This is a genomic window from Streptomyces sp. NPDC021019 (assembly GCF_044333295.1).
In the GTDB taxonomy this organism is placed as follows: domain Bacteria; phylum Actinomycetota; class Actinomycetes; order Streptomycetales; family Streptomycetaceae; genus Streptomyces.
Map to the genome: position 1 here is coordinate 184,687 of NZ_JBIRQR010000003.1, position 21,296 is coordinate 205,982.

The 21,296-nt window shown below is 72.6% G+C and carries 16 protein-coding genes and 3 pseudogenes; 13 read left to right on the forward strand and 6 right to left on the reverse strand.

The genetic code is table 11. From position 1 onward, the window contains the following. The first annotated feature begins 173 nt into the window (after positions 1-173). From ACH4RG_RS18270 to ACH4RG_RS18320, 11 genes and pseudogenes are all read left to right on the forward strand, one after another. Positions 174-1,475 carry a cytochrome P450 gene (locus tag ACH4RG_RS18270; RefSeq protein ID WP_398163192.1) on the forward strand — a complete coding sequence of 434 codons (1,302 nt, stop codon included), beginning with the start codon at positions 174-176 and terminating at the stop codon, positions 1,473-1,475. Beyond that, positions 1,472-2,725: a cytochrome P450 gene (locus tag ACH4RG_RS18275; RefSeq protein ID WP_397917411.1), complete on the forward strand. Its 1,254-nt coding sequence runs from the start codon at positions 1,472-1,474 to the stop codon at positions 2,723-2,725. Before ACH4RG_RS18270 ends, ACH4RG_RS18275 begins: the two co-directional genes overlap by 4 nt. 328 nt (positions 2,726-3,053) lie before the next feature. After that, the gene (locus tag ACH4RG_RS18280; RefSeq protein WP_398539829.1) at positions 3,054-4,265 is read left to right on the forward strand and encodes a hypothetical protein; all 1,212 of its coding nucleotides are present in this window, start codon (positions 3,054-3,056) and stop codon (positions 4,263-4,265) included. Next, a pseudogene (gene fxsT / locus ACH4RG_RS18285) lies at positions 4,190-4,852 on the forward strand (FxSxx-COOH system tetratricopeptide repeat protein); the annotation flags it as partial. The gene ACH4RG_RS18280 and the pseudogene fxsT, both read left to right, overlap by 76 nt. A gap of 71 nt (positions 4,853-4,923) precedes the next feature. Further along, positions 4,924-5,052 (forward strand): annotated as a pseudogene (locus ACH4RG_RS18290) (hypothetical protein); the annotation flags it as partial. A gap of 206 nt (positions 5,053-5,258) precedes the next feature. Continuing rightward, positions 5,259-5,654, forward strand: coding sequence for a hypothetical protein (locus ACH4RG_RS18295; protein WP_398540039.1), 396 nt, complete (start codon positions 5,259-5,261; stop codon positions 5,652-5,654). A 211-nt stretch (positions 5,655-5,865) separates the two neighbouring features. Then, positions 5,866-7,368 (forward strand): aldehyde dehydrogenase family protein, encoded by a 1,503-nt coding sequence (locus ACH4RG_RS18300; protein ID WP_397917413.1) that lies wholly within the window; start codon positions 5,866-5,868, stop codon positions 7,366-7,368. Positions 7,369-7,465: 97 nt separating this feature from the next. Beyond that, the gene (locus tag ACH4RG_RS18305) at positions 7,466-9,073 is read left to right on the forward strand and encodes a GMC family oxidoreductase (protein ID WP_397917414.1); all 1,608 of its coding nucleotides are present in this window, start codon (positions 7,466-7,468) and stop codon (positions 9,071-9,073) included. After that, positions 9,070-10,248, forward strand: coding sequence for a glycine betaine/L-proline ABC transporter ATP-binding protein (locus tag ACH4RG_RS18310; protein ID WP_397917415.1), 1,179 nt, complete (start codon positions 9,070-9,072; stop codon positions 10,246-10,248). Before ACH4RG_RS18305 ends, ACH4RG_RS18310 begins: the two co-directional genes overlap by 4 nt. Further along, positions 10,248-12,233: an ABC transporter permease gene (locus ACH4RG_RS18315; protein WP_398539830.1), complete on the forward strand. Its 1,986-nt coding sequence runs from the start codon at positions 10,248-10,250 to the stop codon at positions 12,231-12,233. The genes ACH4RG_RS18310 and ACH4RG_RS18315 overlap by 1 nt, the downstream gene beginning before the upstream one ends. 1 nt (position 12,234) lies before the next feature. Continuing rightward, positions 12,235-13,209 (forward strand): ABC transporter substrate-binding protein, encoded by a 975-nt coding sequence (locus ACH4RG_RS18320; RefSeq protein ID WP_398539831.1) that lies wholly within the window; start codon positions 12,235-12,237, stop codon positions 13,207-13,209. 62 nt (positions 13,210-13,271) lie between these two features. Here ACH4RG_RS18320 and ACH4RG_RS18325 read toward each other — a convergent pair whose 3' ends face one another. From ACH4RG_RS18325 to ACH4RG_RS18345, 5 genes are all read right to left on the reverse strand, one after another. Next, on the reverse strand, positions 13,272-14,639 hold the full coding sequence (locus ACH4RG_RS18325) for a cytochrome P450 (RefSeq protein WP_397917419.1): 1,368 nt from the start codon (positions 14,637-14,639) through the stop codon (positions 13,272-13,274). Between the two features lie 113 nt (positions 14,640-14,752). Then, positions 14,753-15,193, reverse strand: a complete 441-nt coding sequence (locus ACH4RG_RS18330) for a hypothetical protein (RefSeq protein WP_398539832.1) — start codon at positions 15,191-15,193, stop codon at positions 14,753-14,755. 63 nt (positions 15,194-15,256) lie between these two features. Next, positions 15,257-16,837, reverse strand: a complete 1,581-nt coding sequence (locus ACH4RG_RS18335) for an aspartate:alanine exchanger family transporter (RefSeq protein WP_397917423.1) — start codon at positions 16,835-16,837, stop codon at positions 15,257-15,259. 99 nt (positions 16,838-16,936) lie between these two features. Further along, the gene (locus ACH4RG_RS18340; RefSeq protein ID WP_397917424.1) at positions 16,937-17,782 is read right to left on the reverse strand and encodes a hypothetical protein; all 846 of its coding nucleotides are present in this window, start codon (positions 17,780-17,782) and stop codon (positions 16,937-16,939) included. Beyond that, positions 17,782-19,062, reverse strand: coding sequence for a VWA domain-containing protein (locus ACH4RG_RS18345; RefSeq protein WP_398539833.1), 1,281 nt, complete (start codon positions 19,060-19,062; stop codon positions 17,782-17,784). The genes ACH4RG_RS18340 and ACH4RG_RS18345 overlap by 1 nt, the downstream gene beginning before the upstream one ends. A gap of 397 nt (positions 19,063-19,459) precedes the next feature. On the opposite strand from ACH4RG_RS18345, the gene ACH4RG_RS18350 reads away from it, so the two are divergent. Beyond that, positions 19,460-19,777, forward strand: coding sequence for a hypothetical protein (locus ACH4RG_RS18350; protein ID WP_397917426.1), 318 nt, complete (start codon positions 19,460-19,462; stop codon positions 19,775-19,777). 114 nt (positions 19,778-19,891) lie between these two features. Here the strand turns inward: ACH4RG_RS18350 and ACH4RG_RS18355 are convergent. After that, positions 19,892-20,591 (reverse strand): annotated as a pseudogene (locus ACH4RG_RS18355) (IS5 family transposase). 36 nt (positions 20,592-20,627) lie between these two features. Between ACH4RG_RS18355 and ACH4RG_RS18360 the strand changes: the two are divergent. After that, complete coding sequence (locus ACH4RG_RS18360) at positions 20,628-21,257, forward strand: class I SAM-dependent methyltransferase (RefSeq protein ID WP_018961050.1); 630 nt, start codon at positions 20,628-20,630, stop codon at positions 21,255-21,257. Positions 21,258-21,296: the final 39 nt, after the last annotated feature.

Genomic DNA, 21,296 nt, shown 5'->3' on the forward strand with positions numbered 1-21,296 from the left:
CAAAGGCATGCGGATGTCAGGCGAAGAACGGGCGGAACGTGAGGTCGAAACGTTGGGAGTTCGGGCGAAAATGAGCACGAACAGCTCCGGTGGCGCACGCAACCTCCTTATAGTGGTGCCGCGTTGATCGTATGGTCGCAACGCGCGAAGCCGCCGCCCCTGGAGCCCGTACGATGACGAACCCCTCGTCCGCCACGCCCGCGTCCACGGCCGGCGCCGGCGGAGGCTGCCCCGTGGGCGCCGGCACGGGCGCCGTCGTGCTCGGCGGGCCCGGCTTCCCCACCGAGCCGCAGGAGCTCTACCGGTCCATGCGGCGCGACCACGGGCCCGTCGTCCCCGTCGAGCTGCCCGGCGGCTTTCCCGCCTGGCTGGTGATCGGCTACCGGGAACTCCACCAGGTCACCAGCGACGGGGAACTCTTCCCCCGGGACGTCTCTCTGTGGAACCAGTGGGGACGCGTCCCCGCCGACTGGCCTCTGCTGCCCATGGTGGGCACCCCCATGCCGTCCATCTACTTCACCGCCGGAGCCGAGCACCGCCGGCACGTCGACATGGTCGTACCTGCTCTCGAAGGGGCGGACGCCTTCGAGATCCGGCAGCACTGCGAGCAGTTGGCCGACCGCCTGATCGACGCCGTCTGCCCCCGGGGCACCGCCGACCTCGTCGCCGAGTTCGCCGAGCCGCTGCCCGTCCTCGTGCTCGCCCGGCTCGTCGGCTTCCCCGACGGCGAGGGGGCCGACATCGCGCGGGTGCTCAAGGACCTCGCCGACGGCGGCCCCGGCGCGCAGAAGGCGCACCTGAGCTTCGGTGAGCACATGCGGCGGCTCGTGGCGGCGAAGCGGGCCCGGCCCGGCGACGACGTGACCTCCCGGATGCTCGCCCACCCCGAACCGTTCACGGACGAGGAGTACGCCCTCGACCTGATGGCCATCACGGCCGCCGGCCACCTGACCACCGCCGACTGGATCAGCAACTCCACCCGGCTGATGCTCACCGAGGACCAGTTCGCCGACGCCCTGTCCGGCGGCCGGCACAGTGTCGGCGAGGCCATGAACGAGGTGCTCTGGGAGGACGGCCCCACCCAGATCCTGGCCGGCCGCTGGGCCGCGCGCGACGCCCGGCTCGGTGGACGGAACATCGCCCGCGGCGACATGCTGCTCCTCGGCCTCGGCGCGGCCAACGCCGACCCGCACATCCGGCAGCAGGTCACCGCCTCCGCCGTCCGCTCCGGGCAGGGCGGCAACAGTGCGCACCTGGCCTTCAGCCACGGCGAGTACCGCTGTCCCTTCCCCGCCCAGGAGATCGCCGAGATCATCGCCCGTACCGGCATCGAGGTGCTGCTGGACCGGCTGCCCGACCTCGAACTTGCCGTCCCCGCCGCCGAACTGGTCCGCCGGCCGTCCGCGTTCCTGCGCGGGACGATCGCCCTGCCCGTCCGCTTCACTCCCGTACGCACGACAGGAGACGCGTTGTGAACTGCCCGCACACCGCCGCCGCGCCGGCCGACCGGGGCGCCGGGACCGTCGTCATCGACCCCATGGTCCAGGACCTGGACGGCGAGACCGCACGGCTGCGCGACGCCGGGGTCCTCGCCCGGATCGACCTGCTCGGCGTACCGGCCTGGACGGTCACCCGGCACGCCGAGGCACGTCAACTCCTCCTCGACCCGCGGCTGGTGAAGGACATCGACGCCTGGGGCCTCTGGCAGAGCGGCGCGGTGACCCACGCGTGGCCGCTGATCGGCATGATCGACGCCGGGCGCTCCATGTTCACCGTCGACGGGGCCGAACACCGGCGGCTGCGCACCAAGACCTCGCAGGCGCTCACCCCCCGCCGACTGGAGGCGATCCGCCCGGAGATCGAGAAGTTCACCCAGGAGCTGCTGGACGCCCTCGACGCCGCGCGGGGGGACGACGGGGTCGTCGACCTGAAGGCGGTCTTCGCCCAGCCGCTGCCGATGCGGGTGGTGGGCATGCTCATGGGCGTGGACGAGTCCCAGCACGCCATGCTGACCAGGCAGTACAAGGCGTTCTTCTCCATGCTCACCCCGCAGGACGAACGCCTCGCGTTGCTCGCCGAGTTGGACGTCTTCTACACCGACCTCGTACGGGAGAAGACGGCCCGGCCCACGGACGACCTCACCAGCGCGCTGATCCTGGCCGAGGAGGGCGGCGAGCCACTCACCGAGGAGGAGGTGGTGGGCAACCTCAAGGCCATGGTCGCCGCCGGGCACGAGACCACCATCGGTCTCGTCCTCAACGCCGTACGCGCCCTCCTCTCCCACCCCGACCAGCTGCGCATGGTGCTCACCGGAGAGGCCGGCTGGGACGCGGTGATCGAGGAGACGCTGCGCTGGGACACCCCCACCACCCACCTGCTGATGCGGTTCGCCACCGAGGACATCACCGTCGGCGACGACGTGATCCGCAAGGGCGAGGGAGTCGTCGTCTCCTATCGGGCGATCGGACGCGACATCGAGCAACACGGCCCCGACGCCGACGCCTTCGACATCACCCGGCCCACCCGGAACCGCCACATGACCTTCGGCCACGGCCCGCACATCTGCCCCGGGGCGGCCCTGTCGCGCGTCGAGGCGGGCATCGCCCTGCCCGCTCTGTTCACGCGTTTCCCCGGACTCCGTCTCGCCGTCCCGGACGAGGAGATCACCAAGCTTCCGGTGATGACGCAGAACGACATGACCGCCTTCCCGGTCCTCCTGGACTGACGGCGAAGCCGGGAGGCGGAGGACGGGGGCGGACGGGAGGGGGCCGTCGTCGAGGCCGACATGACCCGGTTCAGCACCGTGTACGCCGCCGACCCCGACCGCGCCTTGGACGTGGTGCTCCGGTCGGCGGGCCCCGGCGGCCCGGTCCGCGAGCGGGACCTGGCATTTCGGCGGGACCACCCCAACGGACGCGCGTCCAGGGGCTCGGGCAGCTCCCCGAACCGGGCCACAGGGGCGCGCGAAGATCCTGGTTGCCGAAGAAATCGGTCGTGGTAACTTCGCTTTCAGCCACGCGAGTTGGACCGACTCGGCGGGGGGATGGTCGGCGATGAACGCTGTCCCGCACGGGCACCCGGGCCCGGACCTGGTGCAGACCCTGGTCGACGCGCTGACCCTGCTCGAATGTGTCAAGGACCGGACTCAGCGCGGAGAGTTCGTGGAGACGGTGGCGTACAGACTCGGCGTCGAACTGACCTACCCGGACAGCACGCCCCGGGTCGCCATGACGCATCTGGTCCGCAAGGTGATCCACCGGCCCGGCGGCCCCGAGGCGCTCGTCTACGCGGTCCGCACCGTCTCCGGCCCGGACGAGGCCGAGCGGATCGCCGCCGAGGCGGGTATCCGGACCGGCACCGGCCGACCGGGGCCCTGGCTCGCGCCCGTCTTCGCCGAGGACATAGTCCGGCAGGCGCGCCGGCTGCTCGTCGAGGCGAAGGACATCGACCCAGGCCGCCTCGCCGCCCTCCTCGGCGACGAACTGCCCGGAGATCTGCCGGACCACGGAACACCGGCCGAACTCCTCGACCACGCGCTGGACATGACCGCACGCCCCGACGGTCTCCCCGCAGCCGTCGTCCTCGTCGAAGCGGCCGCCGCCCTGTCGGCCGAGCAGGGCACAGCGCTGCGCCGGTGGGCGGACCGCTGGGCGGAGGCGGAGGGCCCCGCCGCGCCGGCCGGCGACGCCCGGGCGGCGGTCGCCGGGGCGCAGGAGGCGCTCGCCGACTGCCGGCGGCGCCTGGAGCGGCCCGCCGCCCCCGACCCGACGGTGCCCCGGTGTCTGGTGGTCATGGTCGAACCGGCCCGGGACGGTTCACCGGACGTCTTCGTCCGGCACTGGCTCAACAAGGTCCCGGGTTACTGGCGGCCGGAGCAGGGCGTCATGGAGACCGTCACCCTCAACACCCTGGCCGGAGCGGTCGAGCGCGCCGCGTCGAGCGGGGTGAGGCGCTATGGGCCGAGACCCCGAAGGGGCACGCGGGGCAGCCGGAGCCGGGCGGCCGGGCAGGGAAGGCGGAGGGCGGTGGGGGGGCCGGTCCACGTCGAGTTCCTGCTCCCCTTCGACCTGCTGAACCACGACATGGCCCGCCGGCGACGCCGGGCAGTTGCGCCGCTGGCAGGCCCGCTGGGACGATGGAAGCCAAAGCGCCGGAAGCACGCGTCGTCCGTTCGGGCCAGCCGAGGATCATGGGCAACGTACCGCCCAAGAACCCCAACTTCACCGGCCGCGAGTCCCTTCTCGCCGCGGTGGAGCGGCAGCTGACCGAGGACGAGACGACGGCGGTCCTCCCGCACGCGCTGCACGGCCTCGGCGGCGTGGGCACATCGCAGATCGCGGTGGAGTACGTCTACCGTCACAGCGGGGAGTACATCGACATCTGGTGGATTCCCGCCGAGCAGGAGAGCCTGATCCTGGCCGCGCTCGCCGAGCTGGCGGCCGGCCTCGGCCTGGAGGTCGGGCCGCAGGCGAACACCGCCGTCCCCGCCGTCCGCGAGGCCCTGCGTACCGGCAAGCCCTTGGACAACTGGCTGCTGGTCTTCGACAACGCCGAGGACATCGAGTCGGTGCGCTCGTACTTCCCCAACGGCGGACCGGGAAAGATCGTCGTCACCTCGCGCAACCGGGAGTGGGAGCGGGTCGCCACCCCCCTCAGCGTGGACGTCTTCGACCGCGAGGAGAGCATCGCCCTGCTCCAACGCCGGGCCCGCGGACTGAGCACCCATGACGCGGGCCGGCTCGCCGAGGCGCTCGGCGATCTGCCCCTGGCCGTCGAGCAGGCCGGCGCCTGGCACGCCGCCACCGGCATGCCGGTCGACGAGTACCTCCGACTGCTCGACGAACGCCGCCCTGGGATCCTCGAACTGGCCCCGTCCCCGGACTACCCGCTGCCCGTCGCCGCGGTCTGGACATCTCGGGTCATCTGCCCGGGCTTCTCCACGGGGCGTACGCCTTCGTCGGCGTCGCCGGATTCTGGCGGGACCGGATCGGGGACCGGGCGGCCGATCCGCTGGGCCTGGCACCCTTCCGGTTCGCGCTCCGCCGCCTCCAGACCCGTACGGTCCTGCGGACCCTGGCGACCCGCGCCGCGCTCACCGGGCCCGGCCGCCGGCCACCGGGTCGAGTGGGCTGCGCAATCTGCGGTGCGCGGACGAGGAGCGCGCCGGCCTGGGCGCGGCGCTGCGCACGGGGGCTCCGCCGCCGCCCCTGGGACAGCCCCTGCTCGTCCCGGCCTCGGAACGTACCCACTGGCAGGACGTGCGGGGCGCGCTGTACCTCCGCCCGGACAGCGCGCTGGACGTCACCGTCGCCGACATCGGGCCGCGCGCCGCGTCGGTCGCCGCTCCGGACGCCGCGTCGGTCACCGTCGCCCGCGGCGTGCGCCCCCGGGCCACGCCACCGGTCCGCGCGGATGTGCTGTTGATCCGGGGGGAGTCCGCCGCAGCGCGAGAGGCGTACCGCGAGCGCTGGGCCGAGGCGCCGGGGGATCCCCATCCGCTGGCGGGCTGGCTGCTGGCGCACACGGCGCTCCACCCCGGCCACCGGCGGCTCCTCGCCCGTCCGGAGCGGTTCGCCGCCGCCGCCGCGGCGGAGGGGCCGGAGGTGTGGGAGCACGCTGCCCACCGGCTGGCTGCCGCACCACCACCCGTCTGACGAGCACCTGGCCGCCCGCACGGAGGGGCCGGGAGCCACTCGGGGAGGCCTGCGCGCGTGAGGCGCGTCACTCTGCGTGAAATTCTCGGCATACATTCTGCCGGACCGGGGAGGGGTCCAGGCCGCTGGTGCGGCCGTACCCCGGTTCACCGCACAGCACGCCCCGGCCGAACCGGAGGGGGTATTTCAGGCACGGAAGGCAAAAATCGACATGTCGGCGCTCAATACCATCCACATCGACGGCACCTGGCGGGCCGCCGGATCAGGCGCGACGCGCGAGGTCATCGACCCCGCCGACGCCACGGTCCTGGCCGTCGTCGCGGAGGGCGGGGCGGAGGACGCCGACGCGGCGATCGCGGCGGCGCGGCGCGCCTTCGACGACGGCCCCTGGCCGCACAAGCCGGTCGCCGAGCGGGCCGGCCTGCTGCGCCGGGTCGCCGAGCTGCTCCAGCGTGACCGCGAGGAGATCGCGATCACCGAGAGCCGTGACACCGGCAAGACCCTCGAAGAGGGCCGGGTCGACGTCGACGACGTGACGAACGCCTTCCGCTACTTCGCCGACCTCGTGATGAACGAGAGCGGCGGCCGGGTCGTCGACGCGGGCGACCCCGAGGTCCACAGCATCGTCGTCCACGAGCCCGTCGGCGTCTGCGCCCTGATCGCCCCCTGGAACTACCCCCTCCTCCAGGCCAGCTGGAAGATCGCCCCGGCCCTCGCCGCAGGCAACACCTTCGTGCTCAAACCCAGCGAGGTCACCCCGCTCTCCACCGTCCACCTGATCCGGCTGCTCGCCGAGGCCGGTCTGCCCGACGGCGCGGCCAACCTCGTCACCGGCGCGGGCGACCCGGTGGGCGCGCGCCTCTCCGAGCATCCGGACGTGGACCTGGTCTCCTTCACCGGCGGCCTCGCCAGCGGTACGAAGGTGGCCCAGGCCGCCGCGCCGACCGTGAAGAAGGTCGCCCTGGAGCTCGGCGGCAAGAACCCCAACGTGGTCTTCGCCGACGCCTGCGCAACCGACGAGGGCTTCGACACCGCCGTGGACCAGGCCCTGAACGCCGCGTTCTTCCACAGCGGCCAGGTCTGCTCCGCCGGGGCCCGCCTGATCATCCAGGACAGCGTCAGCGAGCGGTTCGTCACCGAGCTGGCCCGCCGCGCCGACGCCATCCGCCTCGGCCGGGGCACCTTCGACGGCGTCGAGTGCGGCCCCCTCGTCTCCGCCCAGCAGCTCGCCAAGGTCGAGGCGTACGTCGCCTCCGCCCGGGAGGAGGGCGCGATCGTCCGGGCCGGCGGCGAACGCCCGGCCCCCAGCGACGTACGGCCCGAGGGCGGCTACTTCTACCGGCCGACCGTCCTCGACGGCTGCCACCGCGAGATGCGGGTGGTCCGCGAGGAGACCTTCGGTCCGATCCTCACCGTCGAGACCTTCCGTACCGAGGAAGAGGCCATCACGCTGGCCAACGACACCGACTACGGCCTCGCCGGCGCCGTCTGGACGACCGACGCGGGCCGGGCCCGCCGGGTCGCCGGACGGCTGCGCCACGGCACCGTCTGGATCAACGACTACCACCCCTACCTGCCGCAGGCCGAGTGGGGCGGCTTCGGGAAGTCCGGCACGGGACGCGAGCTCGGCCCGACGGGGCTCGCCGAGTACCGCGAGTCCAAGCACATCTACCAGAACCTGAACCCGCGCCCCCAGCGCTGGTTCGCCGGCTGACGCCTGCGGGGGCCCCGGAGACACCCGACCCGGTGCCCCGCCCGGCTGTTCGCAGCACCACGCACACGCACGAACCTTGCAGAAGGAGCAGTGACCGATGCCTTCCACCCCCCGCAGCACCGCAGTCCCCGACGGCCCCGCGGCCGACTACGTGATCATCGGCGGCGGCACCGCCGGATCGGTCATCGCCTCCCGGCTCACGGAGGACCCCGACGTCACCGTCACCGTCATCGAGGGCGGCCCCACCGACATCGACCGCGACGACGTGCTGACCCTGCGCCGCTGGCTCGGCCTGCTCGGCGGCGACCTCGACTACGACTACCCCACCACCGAGCAGCCGCGCGGCAACTCCCACATCCGGCACAGCCGGGCCCGGGTCCTCGGCGGCTGCTCCTCGCACAACACCCTGATCAGCTTCAAGCCGCTGCCCGGCGACTGGGACGAGTGGGCCGAGGCGGGCGCCGAGGGCTGGGGCGCGGCCGCGATGGACCCGTACTTCGCCAAGCTGCGCAACAACATCGTCCCGGTCGACGAGAAGGACCGCAACGCCATCGCCCGCGACTTCGTCGACGCCGCACAGGCGGCGGCCGGGGTGCCGCGCGTGGACAGCTTCAACAGCAAGCCGTTCCACGAGGGCGTCGGCTTCTTCGACCTCGCCTACCACCCCGAGAACAACAAGCGCTCCTCCGCCTCGGTCGCCTACCTCCACCCGCACATCGAGGCCGGCGACCGCCCCAACCTGCGGATCCTCCTGGAGACGTGGGCCTACCGGCTGGAGTTCGACGGCACCCGCGCCACCGGCGTACACGTGCGGACGAAGGACGGCGAGGAGATCCTGCTGCGCGCCGCCCGTGAGGTCATCGTCTGCGCGGGCGCGGTGGACACACCCCGGCTGCTGCTGCACTCCGGAATCGGTCCGCGCGAGGACCTGGCGGCACTGGGCATCGACGTACGCCACGACCTCCCCGGCGTCGGCGAGAACCTGCTCGACCACCCCGAGTCCGTCATCGTCTGGGAGACCGACGGGCCCATCCCGGAGAACTCCGCGATGGACTCCGACGCGGGACTCTTCGTCCGCCGCGACCCCGAATCCCGGGGCCCGGACCTGATGTTCCACTTCTACCAGATCCCGTTCACCGACAACCCGGAGCGGCTCGGCTACGAGAAGCCCGAGCACGGGGTGTCGATGACGCCGAACATCCCCAAGCCGCGCAGCCGGGGCCGCCTCTACCTCACGAGCGCCGACCCCGAGGTCAAGCCGGCCCTGGACTTCCGCTACTTCACCGACGAGGACGACCACGACGGTCGCACCCTGGTCGACGGCATCAAGCTCGCCCGTGAGATAGCGGCCACCGAACCGCTGGCCCACTGGCTGAAGCGCGAGGTCTGCCCCGGGCCCGAGGTCACCTCGGACGAGGACATCAGCGAGTACGCCCGTAAGGTCGCCCACACCGTCTACCACCCGGCCGGCACCTGCCGGATGGGCGCGGCCGACGACCAGCAGGCCGTCGTGGACCCGCAGTTGCGCATCCGGGGCCTGGAGGGCATCCGGATCGCCGACGCCTCCGTCTTCCCGACCATGCCGGCCGTCAACCCGATGATCGGGGTCCTGATGGTCGGCGAGAAGTGCGCCGAACTCCTCGCGGACCGGGCGCGTGACAGCGCGCCGGCCACCAGCACCAGCACCGGAGGCGATGTCCGATGACCGGAACCGAGACCCTCAAGGCCACCGGGCCCGCGGGGAACGCCGCGTCGGCCGGGAGCACGGCGACCCCCGTGTTCGCCGTGCGCGACCTCTGGAAGGTCTTCGGCCCCAGGGCCGACCGGATCCCCGGCGGCGAGCACGCCGCGCTCCCGCCCGCCGAACTGCGTGCCGCCACCGGCTGCACCGCCGCCGTGCGCGACGTCTCCTTCGACGTCCGCAAGGGCGAGGTCTTCGTCGTCATGGGCCTGTCGGGCTCCGGCAAGTCGACCCTCGTACGCTGTCTGACCCGGCTGATCGAGCCCACCAGCGGCACCATCGCCATCGACGGCGAGGACGTCCTGGCGATGGACCGCTCCCGGCTGCGCGAACTGCGCCGCCACCGCGCCGCGATGGTCTTCCAGCACTTCGGACTGCTCCCGCACCGCACGGTGTTGGACAACGTCGCCTACGGCCTGGAGATCCAGGGCCTGAGCAGGGCCGAACGCCGTTCCAAGGCAGCGGAGTTGGTGGCGAAGGTCGGTCTCGCGGGTCTGGAGGGCCGCCGCCCGTCGCAGCTCTCCGGCGGCCAGCAGCAGCGCGTCGGCCTCGCCCGCGCGCTCGCCGTCGACCCGTCCGTCCTCCTGTTCGACGAGCCGTTCAGCGCGCTGGACCCGCTGATCCGCCGCGAGATGCAGGACGAGGTGGTCCGGCTGCACCGCGAGGAGGGCCGCACCATGGTCTTCATCACCCACGACCTCAGCGAGGCACTGCGCCTCGGCACCCGGATCGCGCTGATGCGCGACGGCGGCATCGTCCAGCTCGGCACCCCCGAGGAGATCGTGGGCTCGCCGGCGGACGACTACGTGCGCGAGTTCGTCCGCGACGTGCCGCGCGAGCAGGTCCTCACCGTCGCCACGGCCATGCGGCCCGCGCTCGCCGGGGAGAGCGAGCGCGGCCCGGCCGTACGCCCCGGGGCCACCGTGTACGAGGCCATCGAAGCCGTCTCCCGCTCCGGCGACCCCGCCGCGCGGGTGATGGACGGCGGTCGGCTCGTCGGCGTCGTCGACCACGCGTGCCTGCTCGACGTCGTCGCGGGAACGACCGGAACCGGCCACGCGACCGCCTCTGCCACCAGCGCCCCGGACACCCCCGCCGGCCCCGACGCGCCGGACGGCTCCCGCGAGGTGACCCTCTGATGGCCACCGCCCAGGCCACCCCGGCCCGGCCCGCGCGAGCGGGCGCGCGTCGGGGACTCCTGGCCGTACTCCGCGACCGCCCGGCAGCGGCCAAGCTCCTGCTGCTCGCTCTCGTCGCCGCCGTCGCCGTCCCCCTCGTGCACGGCCGCTGGGGCGGCGGCGTCTGGCCCGACGCGCTGACCGCCGACCTCTCCGCGCCGCTCGGCGACGTGACGGACTGGATCGTCTCCCACCGCGACAGCCATCCGCTGTTCCTCTACTTCTTCGGCCACATCAGCAACGCCGTCGTGCTCTCCGTACGCGGGGTCTACCTGGTCCTCCTGGCCCTCGGCTGGGCCGGCGTCACCGTGTTCGCCGCCGCCGTCGCCTGGCGCGTCGCGGGGATCCGGCTCGCCCTCACCGCGGCCGTCTCGTTCCTGGTCTGCGGGCTGCTCGGCATGTGGGTGCCGACCATGCAGACGCTCGCGCTGATGGCCGTCGCCGTCCTCGCCTCCGTCGTACTCGGACTGCTCCTCGGTCTGGCGGCCGGCCTGTCCGACCGCACCTTCCGCGTCCTGCGCCCGGTGCTCGACACCATGCAGGTGCTGCCCGCCTTCGCGTATCTGCTCCCCGTGGTGCTGGTCTTCGGCATCGGGGTTCCCGGAGCCGTCCTCGCCACCGTCGTCTACGCGGCTCCGCCGATGGCCCGGCTCACCGCGCTCGGCCTGCGCGGCGCGGACGCCGGCGTGATGGAGGCCGTCGCCTCGCTCGGCGCGACCGGACGGCAGCGGCTGCTGAGCGCCCGGCTCCCGCTGGCCCGCAAGGAACTCCTCCTCGGCCTGAACCAGACCATCATGATGGCGCTCTCCATGGCCGTCATCGCCTCCGTGATCGGCGCGGGCGGCCTCGGCGACCGGGTCTACCAGGCCCTGTCGTCCGTGGACGTCGGCGCCGCGCTCGCGGCGGGCATCCCGATCGTGCTGCTGGCCGTCGTCCTGGACCGTACGACGGAGGCGGCCGGCCGCCGCATCGGCGCCGAGCCCACCGGCCCGGCCCTGCTGCGCGGTTGGCGCGGCTGGTCCCTTGCCGCCGTGGTCACCGCGGCCGTCGCCGTCGTCGGACGGGCCACCGACGGCCGGGTCTGGCCCGAGGACGTGACCGTGGCCGTCGCCGGACCGGTCAACACCGCCAAGGACTGGATGGTCGACCACCTCTACACCGGGGTGCCCGTCGTCGGCGGCACCGCCGACCTCGCCTCCCACTTCACCAGCGGCGTCCTCAACCCGCTGCGCAGCGGGCTCACCGGCCTGCCCTGGTGGTCGGTGCTGCTGATCGTCGCCGCCCTAGCCTGGACCATCGGCACCTGGCGCACCGCCGCCACCGCCGTCCTCGCCATGGCCGCGATCGGCGTACTCGGCGTCTGGGAACCCTCGATGGACACCCTCAGCCAGGTGCTCGCCGCCGTCGCCGTCACCCTGGTCCTCGGCTTCGGCGTCGCCGTCGGCGCGGCCCGCAGCGAACGCCTGGAACGGCTGCTGCGACCGGTCCTGGACGTCTTCCAGACCATGCCGCAGTTCGTCTACCTGATCCCCGTCGTCGCCCTCTTCGGCGTCGGACGCGCCCCCGCGGCCGCTGCCGCGGTGATCTACGCGCTGCCCGCCGTCATCCGCATCACCACCCAGGGCCTGCGGGGCGTCGACCCGGCGGCCATGGAGTGCGCCCGCTCGCTCGGCGCGACCCCCGGCCAGCAACTGCGCCAGGTCCAGATCCCGCTGGCCAGGCCCTCCCTGCTGCTCGCCGTCAACCAGGCGGTCGTCCTGGTCCTCGCCGTCGTCATCATCGGCGGACTCGTCGGATCGGGTGCGCTCGGCTACGAGGTCGTCCTCGGCCTCGCCCAGGGAGACCTGGCCACCGGCCTCGTCGCCGGAGCGGCGATCGTCTGCCTCGGTCTGATGCTCGACCGGGTCACCCAGCCCACCACCCGCCGCCAGCGACAGGAGAGCTGAGATGAACCGCTCCCGCCCCCGCCTGCTCGTGGCGCTCGCCTCGGCCGGGGCCCTGCTGGCCACGGCCGGTTGCGGCGCCGCCGACATGACCAAGCAGGCCTCGCCCTTCGCGGCCCCCGCCGGAGTCAAGACGGTCACGCTCTCCGTCCAGTCCTGGGTCGGCGCCCAGGCGAACGTCGCCGTGGCGGAGCAGCTCCTCAAGGAGAAGCTCGGCTACCGCGTCGACCTCGTCCAGACCGACGAGGTCCCCGCCTGGGACGCCCTCAGCCAGGGCCGCGTCGACGCGATCCTGGAGGACTGGGGCCACCCGGACCAGGAGAAGCTGTACGTCGACGAGAAGAAGACCATCGTCCGGGGCGGCGACCTCGGGGTCACCGGCCACATCGGCTGGTACGTGCCGAAGTACTGGGCGGACGAGCACCCCGACGTCACGGACTGGAAGAACCTCGACAAGTACGCCGAGGAGCTCAGGACCGCCGAGAGCGGCGGCAAGGGCCAGCTGATGGACGGCTCGCCCTCCTACGTCACCAACGACGTGGCCCTGGTGAAGAACCTGGACCTGGACTACAAGGTGGTCTTCGCCGGCTCCGAAGCGGCCCAGATCACCCAGATCCAGCAGTTCGCCAAGGAGAAGAAGCCCTTCCTCAGCTACTGGTACCAGCCGCAGTGGCTGTTCAACGAGGTGCCGATGGTCGAGGTGAAGCTCCCCGAGTACACCGACGCGTGCGCCGCCAAGGACCCGGCGGACATCGACTGCGCGTACCCGACGACGCCGCTGCAGAAGTTCCTCAACGCCGATTTCGCCGAGCGCGGCGGCGAGGCGTCCGCGTTCCTGAAGAAGTTCCACTGGTCGGAGAAGGACCAGAACGAGGTCTCCGAGATGATCGCCTCGCAGAAGCTCGCGCCCCAGGAGGCGGCGAAGCGCTGGATCGAGCGCCACCCGGACGTCTGGAAGAAGTGGCTGCCGCAGGACTGACACCGCCCGGCGCCCGGCTCCCCTGCCGCGGGGTCGGGCGCCGACTTCTTCCGCCGGCCCCGCTACCGCGCCCGGACCGTCGCCAGCACGTCCCGGTCCGGCTGGAGCGTCAGCCCCGTCAGCGGCGTGATCTCGCCCGGGTCCACGTCCAGGGTGAAACGACGGGCCAGCACGGCGAGGAGGAGGACGGACTCCACCATCGCGAAGCGCGTGCCGATGCAGACCCGGGGCCCCCCGCCGAACGGGAACCACGCGTACTCCGGGATCTCGTCCCCGTCCTCGGCGCCCCAGCGCTCGGGCCGGAACTCCTCCGGCTCGGGGAACCACCGTGCGTCGCGGTGCGTGGCCCACTGGCTGCTCCACACCCGGGTGCCCTCCTCCACCGGCAGGCCCCCGATCGTCGCGCCCTCCTTCGCGATCCCGGTGATCAGCCAGACCGCCGGGAACAGCCGCAGCGTCTCCTTCACCACGGCCTGGGCGTATTCGAGTCGTGCGTAGTCCTCGATGCCGGGCTCCCGGTCCCCGAGCACCCGGTCCAGCTCCTCGGCGAGCGCGTCCCGGACGCGGGGATTGCGGGCGAGCAGATACCACGCCCACACCAGCGTCGTACTCGTCGTCTCATGGCCGCCGATGTACAGCGTGACCGCCTCGTCCCGGATCTCCTCGTCGCTGAGGCGCGTCCCGCTCTCGTCGACCGCGGTGAGCAACCGGCTGAGCAGATCAGGGCGTTCCTCCTCGCCGTCCCGGTGCCGGGCGACCACCCGGCGCACCTCGGCGTCGATGACGGCGGCGGCCTTCCCGATCCGCGTCCGGCCCGGGGTCGGCACCCAGTCCGGCAGCAGTGCGCCGAGCCCGGCGAACTCCTTGCCGATCTCCATCTGGGCGACGTCCATCGCCCTGCCCATCGCCTCGGAGTCCGCGGGGGTGTCCACCCCGAAGATCGTGCGTACCGCGATCTTCTGGGTCAGCGCGGACATCTCCCGCTTGACGTCGACCCGTTGGCCGTCCGCCCACCGGTCCGCCAGCTCCACCGCACAGTCCGCCATCGTGGTCGCGTACGACGTGACCTGCTTGGGCCGCACGGAGGGCTGCACCAGCGAGCGCTTGCGCCGCCAGTCCCGGCCCCGTGCCACGAGCATCCCGTTGCCCAGCACCGTACGGAACGCGATACCGAGCTTCGGCTGGTCGAAGGTGCGCTCCGTCTCGGTGAGCAACTCTCCCACCAGCTCCGGGTCGGCGAGGAAGACGCACCGATTGCGTCCGAACCGCCAGCGCACCAGGTCCCCGTGGCTACGCAGGAGTTCGAAGAAGGCAAGGGGGTTCTTGCCGAACTGCGGCAGATTCCCCACGAGCGGCAGCCCCTTGGGCCCCGGCACGAACGCATGGCCGCGAGGCTGGGTGTCGCGTGCCGGGCCGGTCTGCGTGGACATCGAGGAACTCCGCTCCCTGGGGCGCGCCACGGCCGGCGCGCGACTGTTCGAGCTCATCGAACAGGATGGGGGCGGCGCTCCACCAGGGCGACGGCCGGCGTGGCCGGAATCCGTCAGGCGCCCTGCCGTGCCGACTGGTTGAGGGCAGCCGTCGGGCCCGCGCTCCCGGAGTCGGGCACCACGACGACCTGGTGCTCGTCCTCGTACACGACCCTGCCGGGATCCGCCGACTCCAGCCGCTCGCACGGCACCCCGTGCGCGGCCAGCAGCGCGAGATAGCCGGGGATCCGGTCCAGCAGATGGGTCGCCGTCCCCTTGAACCAGGCCGCCGCCCCCGGGTTCGGCCCGGGGTCGTACACCGCGGGGTCGACCCGGGAGGGGTCGGCGTAGGCGGCGTCGTACCAGTCGTTCGCCGCCCGCCAGAAGCGGTGCTGCTCCTCGGTCAGGCGGCCCTCCCGGGCCAGGCCGTTGGCCAGCGCGAAGATGCCGGGGAAGTGGCCACGGGGGCTCCGTCCGGTGCTCTGGAACCGTACGTACCTCGTCGTCCCGCTCATCCCCGTTTCCCTCCGCCGCGGCCGGTGAAGGGTTCAGCTTAGGTCCGGGTCGGAGGGGACGGCTCAGAGGCCGACGATCAGCTGGATGCAGACGATCTTGACCAGGATGGCGAGCGCGAACAGCGTCGAATAGCCGTTGTTGATCCGGGTGTCGCTCGCCCGGCTGTTGGCGTACGCCACGATCGCCGGGTTGCCGACGTAGCCCGACAGCAGCCCCATGGTCCGCTCCCGGCTCTGCCCCAGCGCCTTCGCGACCAGCACCATCAGGGCGTAGCTGACGACCGCGCCGATCGCCAGCACGGCAGCCAGCTTCAGCCCGAAGAGGGAGAAGGCGTTCTCCCGGAACGAGTAGCCCGAGGTGAGCCCCACGACGGCGAGGAAGAGCAGCAGCCCGATCTGTCGCAGGGTGAGGTTCGCGCGGGTCGGCAGGGTCCACACCAGGGGGCCGGTGCGCCGGCGCCGGCCGAGGATCATCCCCATCACCAGAGGTCCCGCCCCGGTGCCCAGGGCGAGCGTGGTGGAGCCCAGGGTGAGGGAGGGGATGCCGACGAGGAAGCCCAGGGTGAGACCCAGGCCCAGGCTGACCGCGCTGACCTCGCTGACCTTCGCCTCGGTGTCCCCGAGGTAGGTGGTGACCTCGCCCGTCCGCTCGCGCGGCATGACCACCCGCACCCGGTCGTCGAGCTGGAGCAGCAGGTCGTCGTGGGCGAGCATGTCGAAGTCGCCGCGCCGTACCCGGCTGACGACGGCCCCGTACCTCTCGCCCAGCCCGAGCTCCCCGACGGTGTGCCCGGCCAGGTCCGGGTTGGTGAGCAGGACCCGCCGGTAGTCCACCGCGCTGCGGTCGTCCAGCAGATGGCGCGGGGCGAGGGCCCCGAGCGCGTCCGTCGCCGCCCGTACGTCGTCCTCGCCGCCGACCAGGACGACCTGGTCGCCGGGGGACAGGCGGCCCAGCCCCCGGGCGACCCGGGTCACGCCGTCGGCGGGACGGTACTCGCTGGCCAGTACCCGGTGCGCGGCGACGCCGGGTACGTCCGTCCAGCTCAGGTTCCGGGCCACCTGGACCGTACGGGTGACGAGGGTGGCCGGCAGGCCCGAGTCGGGGTCCCGGCGGGCGGTCCAGTGGCGGCGGGCCGCGATCGCCGAGACGAACATGATCGTGATGACGACGGCGAGCGGGTAGCCGATGGCGTACCCCACGGCGGGCTGCGTCGGGTCCTCGGAGGCGTCCTGGGCGGCGGCGAGGCCCGGGGTGGTGGTGCCGATGCCCGCGTATCCGCCCGCGAGGAACGGCCCCTCGATGCCGAACCAGCGATGTCCGGCGAAGCCGACCACCGCCGCGGTGAGGGCCAGGGCCACCACGGCTCCGGCCATGACCGGGAGCTGGCCGCGCAGTTCACGGAAGAACGCGGGGCCCGATTCCAGGCCGACCGTGTACACGTACAGGGCCAGGCCCAGCGCCGAGACCCCGGCCGGCACGGCGGCGGCGATGTCCTCGTCGAGCGCCCCGACGAGGAGGCCGACGAACAGGACTCCGGCCGCGCCGAGCCGGACCGGGCCGAAGCGCACCAGGCCGAGCAGCGCGCCGAGCGTGATCACGGCGAACACCGCCACCCACGGATTGTCCGCGAAGAACTGCCACACCGGCCGTGCCTCCCCGACCTCGAAGATCCCGCCCCTGTCGGGGGCCAGGATCCGCGAGGCCGGAGAAGGCCGCCACCCGGGGAGGGGCGGCAGCGTCCCTCAGGCGCCGGGCGGTACGTGGGCCGGCCGGCCCCGGCCCCGCGTCAGCGAGTAGCCGAACACGGCCGCCAGCGCGGCGAGCGCGCCGCCGCCCACGGTCCACAGCCAGCGGTCGGTCCACCAGCCCGACGCCCAGCCGTCCTCCGGCTCACCGGCGGACGGCACCCGCGTGGCGGCCGAAGCGCCCGCGTCACCCGCCGGGACGACCGAGACGCCCGGCACCAGCGGCTCGGCGAGCGCGCCGTCCACGTCGTGCGCCCCGCCCTGCTCCTTGGAGACCGCCTTCACCTCGACGCCGACCGGCAGCCCGAGGTCGGCGGCCGGCAGGTCCACCACCGTGAGGCGGATGTAGTAGCTGCCGGGCAGCGGGTCGCTCGCCCACGGCTCGGACCAGGACCGCACGGTCCGCAGCACGCAGGACAGCTCGACGGAGGCCGCGTCGGCCACAGCCTTCCTGGTCTGGTGTCCGTACATGCAGGCCTGGCGGCGGCGCAGCCCGTCGTACACATCGATCTGCCAGGTGGACGTGGAGCTCCGGGCGCTCTCCGGCAGCTTCACCGTGGCCTCGACGGTGGGCCGCTGACCGGCGTCGGCCGGGAACACCCAGTACAGGTAGTCGCCCGCCGAGGCCTGGGCGGTGCCCGTCTGTCCCTGCTCCAGTGCGGTGGCCGTACGGAACGTGGTCCCGGCCTCGGTGGGGCCCGCTCCGCCGTCGGCGGGGCTCGCGCTCGCCGACGGGTCGTCGGCCACGGCCGCGCCCGCCGAGGTGAGCAGGGTCAGTCCGGCGAGCAGCGCTCCGGTCAGCGCGCGTCGGGCGCCGTGGGTACGGCGAGGTGTGGTGCGCATCAGTTGGTCCTCCATACGGCGACGCGCCAGCGCGAGATCCAGCCGGTCAGCAGGCCCGCGACCAGTCCGGTCAGGACGAGCACGCCGAGCAGCCACCAGCCGCGGCCCAGCCCGAAGGCGGCCACGTCGGAGGCGTTGTCCGGGCCGTCCACCAGATCCACGGTCAGCTCGACCGGCAGGCCGGGGGACCGCTTCACCGAGGCGGGCGCGGAGAAGGAGTGGGCGAGCTGGAGGCAGACGGTCTCGGCGGCGGGCTTGCCGTCGCCGTCGTCGCCGTCCTCCACCTCGGGCTTCGGGTAGCGCAGCCCGGACGAGATCACGTCGGTGCGGCCGGTCCCGGCCTCGGAGCCCCGGACGATCTCCCGTCCGTGCACGGTGACCGCCCGCAGCAGCACCCCGTAGTCGTCGTCGACGGCGCGGTCGGCCGCCACGCTCGCCGAGGCGCGCAGCTCCTGACCGGGCAGCACGTCGACGCGGTACCAGCGGTGCTGGGCGATCTCCGCGCGGTCGGTGTAGAGACCCGGTTTCAGCTCGGGCGCCGCGGAGCAGCTCCTGGCCCCCTCGGTCGCCACCGGGATGACGACGGGCTCGGCGGCCCGGTCCACCAACTGCTTCACGCGGCCGGAGAGTTCTTCCTTGTGCTGGACGGCGGTGTACGTGCCGCCGGTGGCCTCGGCGATGCAGGTCAGCTGCTGGCGGATCTTGGCGTTGGGCACCAGGCCCAGCGTGTCCACGACCAGGTGGGTGCCGCGGGCGGCGATCTCCCGGGCCACCTCGCACGGGTCGAGCGGGCCGCAGGTGTCCTCGCCGTCCGTGATGAGCACGATCCGGCGCGAACCGTCCCCGCCCTCCAGGTCGTCGGCCGCGCCGAGCAGGGCCGGGCCGATCGGGGTGAAGCCGGTCGGAGCGAGGGTGGCGACCGCGGCCTTGGCCTCGGTGCGGTCCAGCGGGCCGACCGGGTAGAGCTGCTTGGTGTCCTTGCAGCCGACCTTGCGGTCCTCGCCCGGGTAGTCGGCGCCGAGCGTCCGGATGCCGAGGTGCACCTCCTCGGGCGCCGCGTCCAGGACGTCGTTGAACGCCTGCTTGGCGGCGGCCATCCGGGACTGGCCGTCGATGTCGCGGGTCCGCATCGAGCCGCTGACGTCGAGCACCAGCTCGACCTTGGGGGAGGGGGCGGCGGGGGCTTCGTCTGCGGCGGCGGGGATCGCGGTGCCGAACCCGGCGGCCAGGGTGGCGAGCGCTATGCCCACCCCGGTCGTCAGCCGTTTTCTAGTGATCATCGCCGGATCTTATGGAAAATCAGTTCGTATTCCCAACCGGGTCCCTTGGGCCCGCTGCCGGTGCTCGGCGACGCCGTTCGCGGCATGCGGATCTTGCCTATGCTGCGGCCATGGGGATGGATCTCACGTTGTTCATGGCGGACTGGGGGTGGCTGGGCACCGTCCCCGACGAGAACCGGATCGGGCTGTTGGAGGACGTGGCCTGGCCGGAGGAGCTCGACGACTCGTACGACCTCACGCGCGGGCGCGGCGACGGCTGGCGCCGCCCCCCGGGCCCGGCGTCGGCGTGGTGCGCCGTGTACGGCTTCACCACCACCGGCGCTCATGCGCCGCATGCCCGTGCTGGCGCCGCGTGGGCGGATACCGGTTGCTCGTCGACGCTTCGGTGCGTGAGCCGATGGACACCTTTCTCAACGGTCTGCTCCGGGACGCGGATCCGGCCTCTTCCGGTGGTGGGGCGTTCTTTCCGACCGACTCCGCCGATCGCCGGCACGTCCTGCTGGCCTGCCCGCCGGAGGCGGTCTCGGCCAAGGCCCGGGCCTGGGAGCGGACGAAGCCGCTTCTGGAGGAGTTGAGAGCGCCGTTCGCCGCCGAGTGCGAGGGCTGGGCGGGCCGCCCGGACACCTTCGAGGGTTTCGTCGCGCTGCTCCGTGAATGGGGCGAAGTGACGACGACGGCCGCCCGCCGCGGCTGGGGCCTGGTGGGTCTTCCCTAGGGTCTGTCTGACCATTCCCGTCGTTGCCCGCAGGGCGGCCGCGCGGCGTCAGGTGCGTGCTCCTGGCGGCCAGCCACCCATCAGCCGTGGGAACGACGCTGCGACTCAATACACCTAGGGCCTGTCTGACAAATGATCACCTGGCCGCTTCGCGGAGCCAGAGGATCAGGGAGGCCAGGACGACTCCCGCGCGGTACCGGTTCGCGAGCTTGTCGAACCTGGTTGCGATCGCGCGGAACTGTTTGAGGCGAGCGAAGCATCGGTCGACCACGTTGCGGTCGCGATAGATCTCCGTGGCGAAGACGGGTGGCCGACCACCGCGGCGCCCCCGGCGCCGACGGTTGGCCACCTGGTCGCGGCGCTCGGGGATCGTGGCAGCGATACCCCGACGCCTCAGCAGATGACGGATGGCCCTGCTGGAATACGCCTTATCACCCAGCACACGGTCCGGTGTCGTGCGCGGACGGCCCGTGCCGGCCCGAGGAGTGCGACCCCATTGAGGACATCGGCGAACGCTGTGGCGTCGTTGACGTTTCCGGGTGTGAGCACAATCGACAGCGGCAGCCCCCGGCCGTCGACGGCGAGATGGACCTTGGTGGTCAACCCGCCCCGAGACCGACCGAGTGCCTGGCACGCCTGCGAGCGGCCCGGATTCGGGTAGGTCGCGCCCAGGGGGCCCGGTCCGCAGCCGCCACAGCACGCCGTTGACCACCTGCCGGTGATCACGCCACGGACGGCCGCGTCCGTCCACCTGCGGCAACAGGGGCTCTATTCGCCCCAATGCCGCATCCGTCAACTCACCTCGACCCGCCACAAGATCAATTATCAGACCGGCTATAGAGTCCTGCCCGTGGCAAATCATCAGGACGACACCAGGACGGCCTACGACGGTGTCGTCGAGCTGTACGCATCGCTGTTCGCAAACCGGCTGGAGACACAGCCTTTCTCCCGGGCCATGATCGGCACCTTCGCCGAACTGGTGCGCGCGACGGGCAACCCGCGGGCAGCGGACGTCGGGTGCGGGCCCGGACATCTGACAGCCATGCTGCACGAACTGGGCCTGGACGCCTTCGGACTCGACCTTGCCCCCGGCATGGTCGTCCACGCCCGGCAGGCCCATCCGGCGCTGCGCTTCCAAGAGGCGCGGATGGAATCCCTGCCGATCGAGGACGGCGCGCTCGGCGGCGTGCTGGCCCACTACTCGATGATCCACACCCCTCCGGGGGAGCTGCCGGAGCTACTCTCCGAACAGGTACGCGTCCTGGCGCCGGATGGCCTGCTCCTGGTCTCCTTCTTCGGGACCGACGGACAAGAACCGGTTCGCTTCAACCACAAAGTGGCGCCCGCCTACAGCTGGCCGGCAGATAGCCTCGCCGAACTGCTGGCCGATGCCGGTCTCGATCCCTTCGCCCGGCTGCTCCACGATCCGGCCTCTGAACGGGGTTTCCTCGACGCGCACCTGCTGGCCCGCCGCTCGTAGGTCCTGCCCGGCAATACCCGCCAGATGTCGGCGCATATC

Bases quoted from the DNA above. Each gene is read 5' to 3' on its own strand.
- ACH4RG_RS18345 (WP_398539833.1), bottom strand. From the start codon at position 19,062: ATGATCACTAGAAAACGGCTGACGACCGGGGTGGGCATAGCGCTCGCC.
- ACH4RG_RS18320 (WP_398539831.1), top strand. From the start codon at position 12,235: ATGAACCGCTCCCGCCCCCGCCTGCTCGTGGCGCTCGCCTCGGCCGGG.
- ACH4RG_RS18270 (WP_398163192.1), top strand. From the start codon at position 174: ATGACGAACCCCTCGTCCGCCACGCCCGCGTCCACGGCCGGCGCCGGC.
- ACH4RG_RS18330 (WP_398539832.1), bottom strand. From the start codon at position 15,193: ATGAGCGGGACGACGAGGTACGTACGGTTCCAGAGCACCGGACGGAGC.
- ACH4RG_RS18325 (WP_397917419.1), bottom strand. From the start codon at position 14,639: ATGTCCACGCAGACCGGCCCGGCACGCGACACCCAGCCTCGCGGCCAT.
- ACH4RG_RS18300 (WP_397917413.1), top strand. From the start codon at position 5,866: ATGTCGGCGCTCAATACCATCCACATCGACGGCACCTGGCGGGCCGCC.
- ACH4RG_RS18280 (WP_398539829.1), top strand. From the start codon at position 3,054: ATGAACGCTGTCCCGCACGGGCACCCGGGCCCGGACCTGGTGCAGACC.
- ACH4RG_RS18315 (WP_398539830.1), top strand. From the start codon at position 10,248: ATGGCCACCGCCCAGGCCACCCCGGCCCGGCCCGCGCGAGCGGGCGCG.
- ACH4RG_RS18350 (WP_397917426.1), top strand. From the start codon at position 19,460: ATGGACACCTTTCTCAACGGTCTGCTCCGGGACGCGGATCCGGCCTCT.
- ACH4RG_RS18310 (WP_397917415.1), top strand. From the start codon at position 9,070: ATGACCGGAACCGAGACCCTCAAGGCCACCGGGCCCGCGGGGAACGCC.
- ACH4RG_RS18305 (WP_397917414.1), top strand. From the start codon at position 7,466: ATGCCTTCCACCCCCCGCAGCACCGCAGTCCCCGACGGCCCCGCGGCC.
- ACH4RG_RS18340 (WP_397917424.1), bottom strand. From the start codon at position 17,782: ATGCGCACCACACCTCGCCGTACCCACGGCGCCCGACGCGCGCTGACC.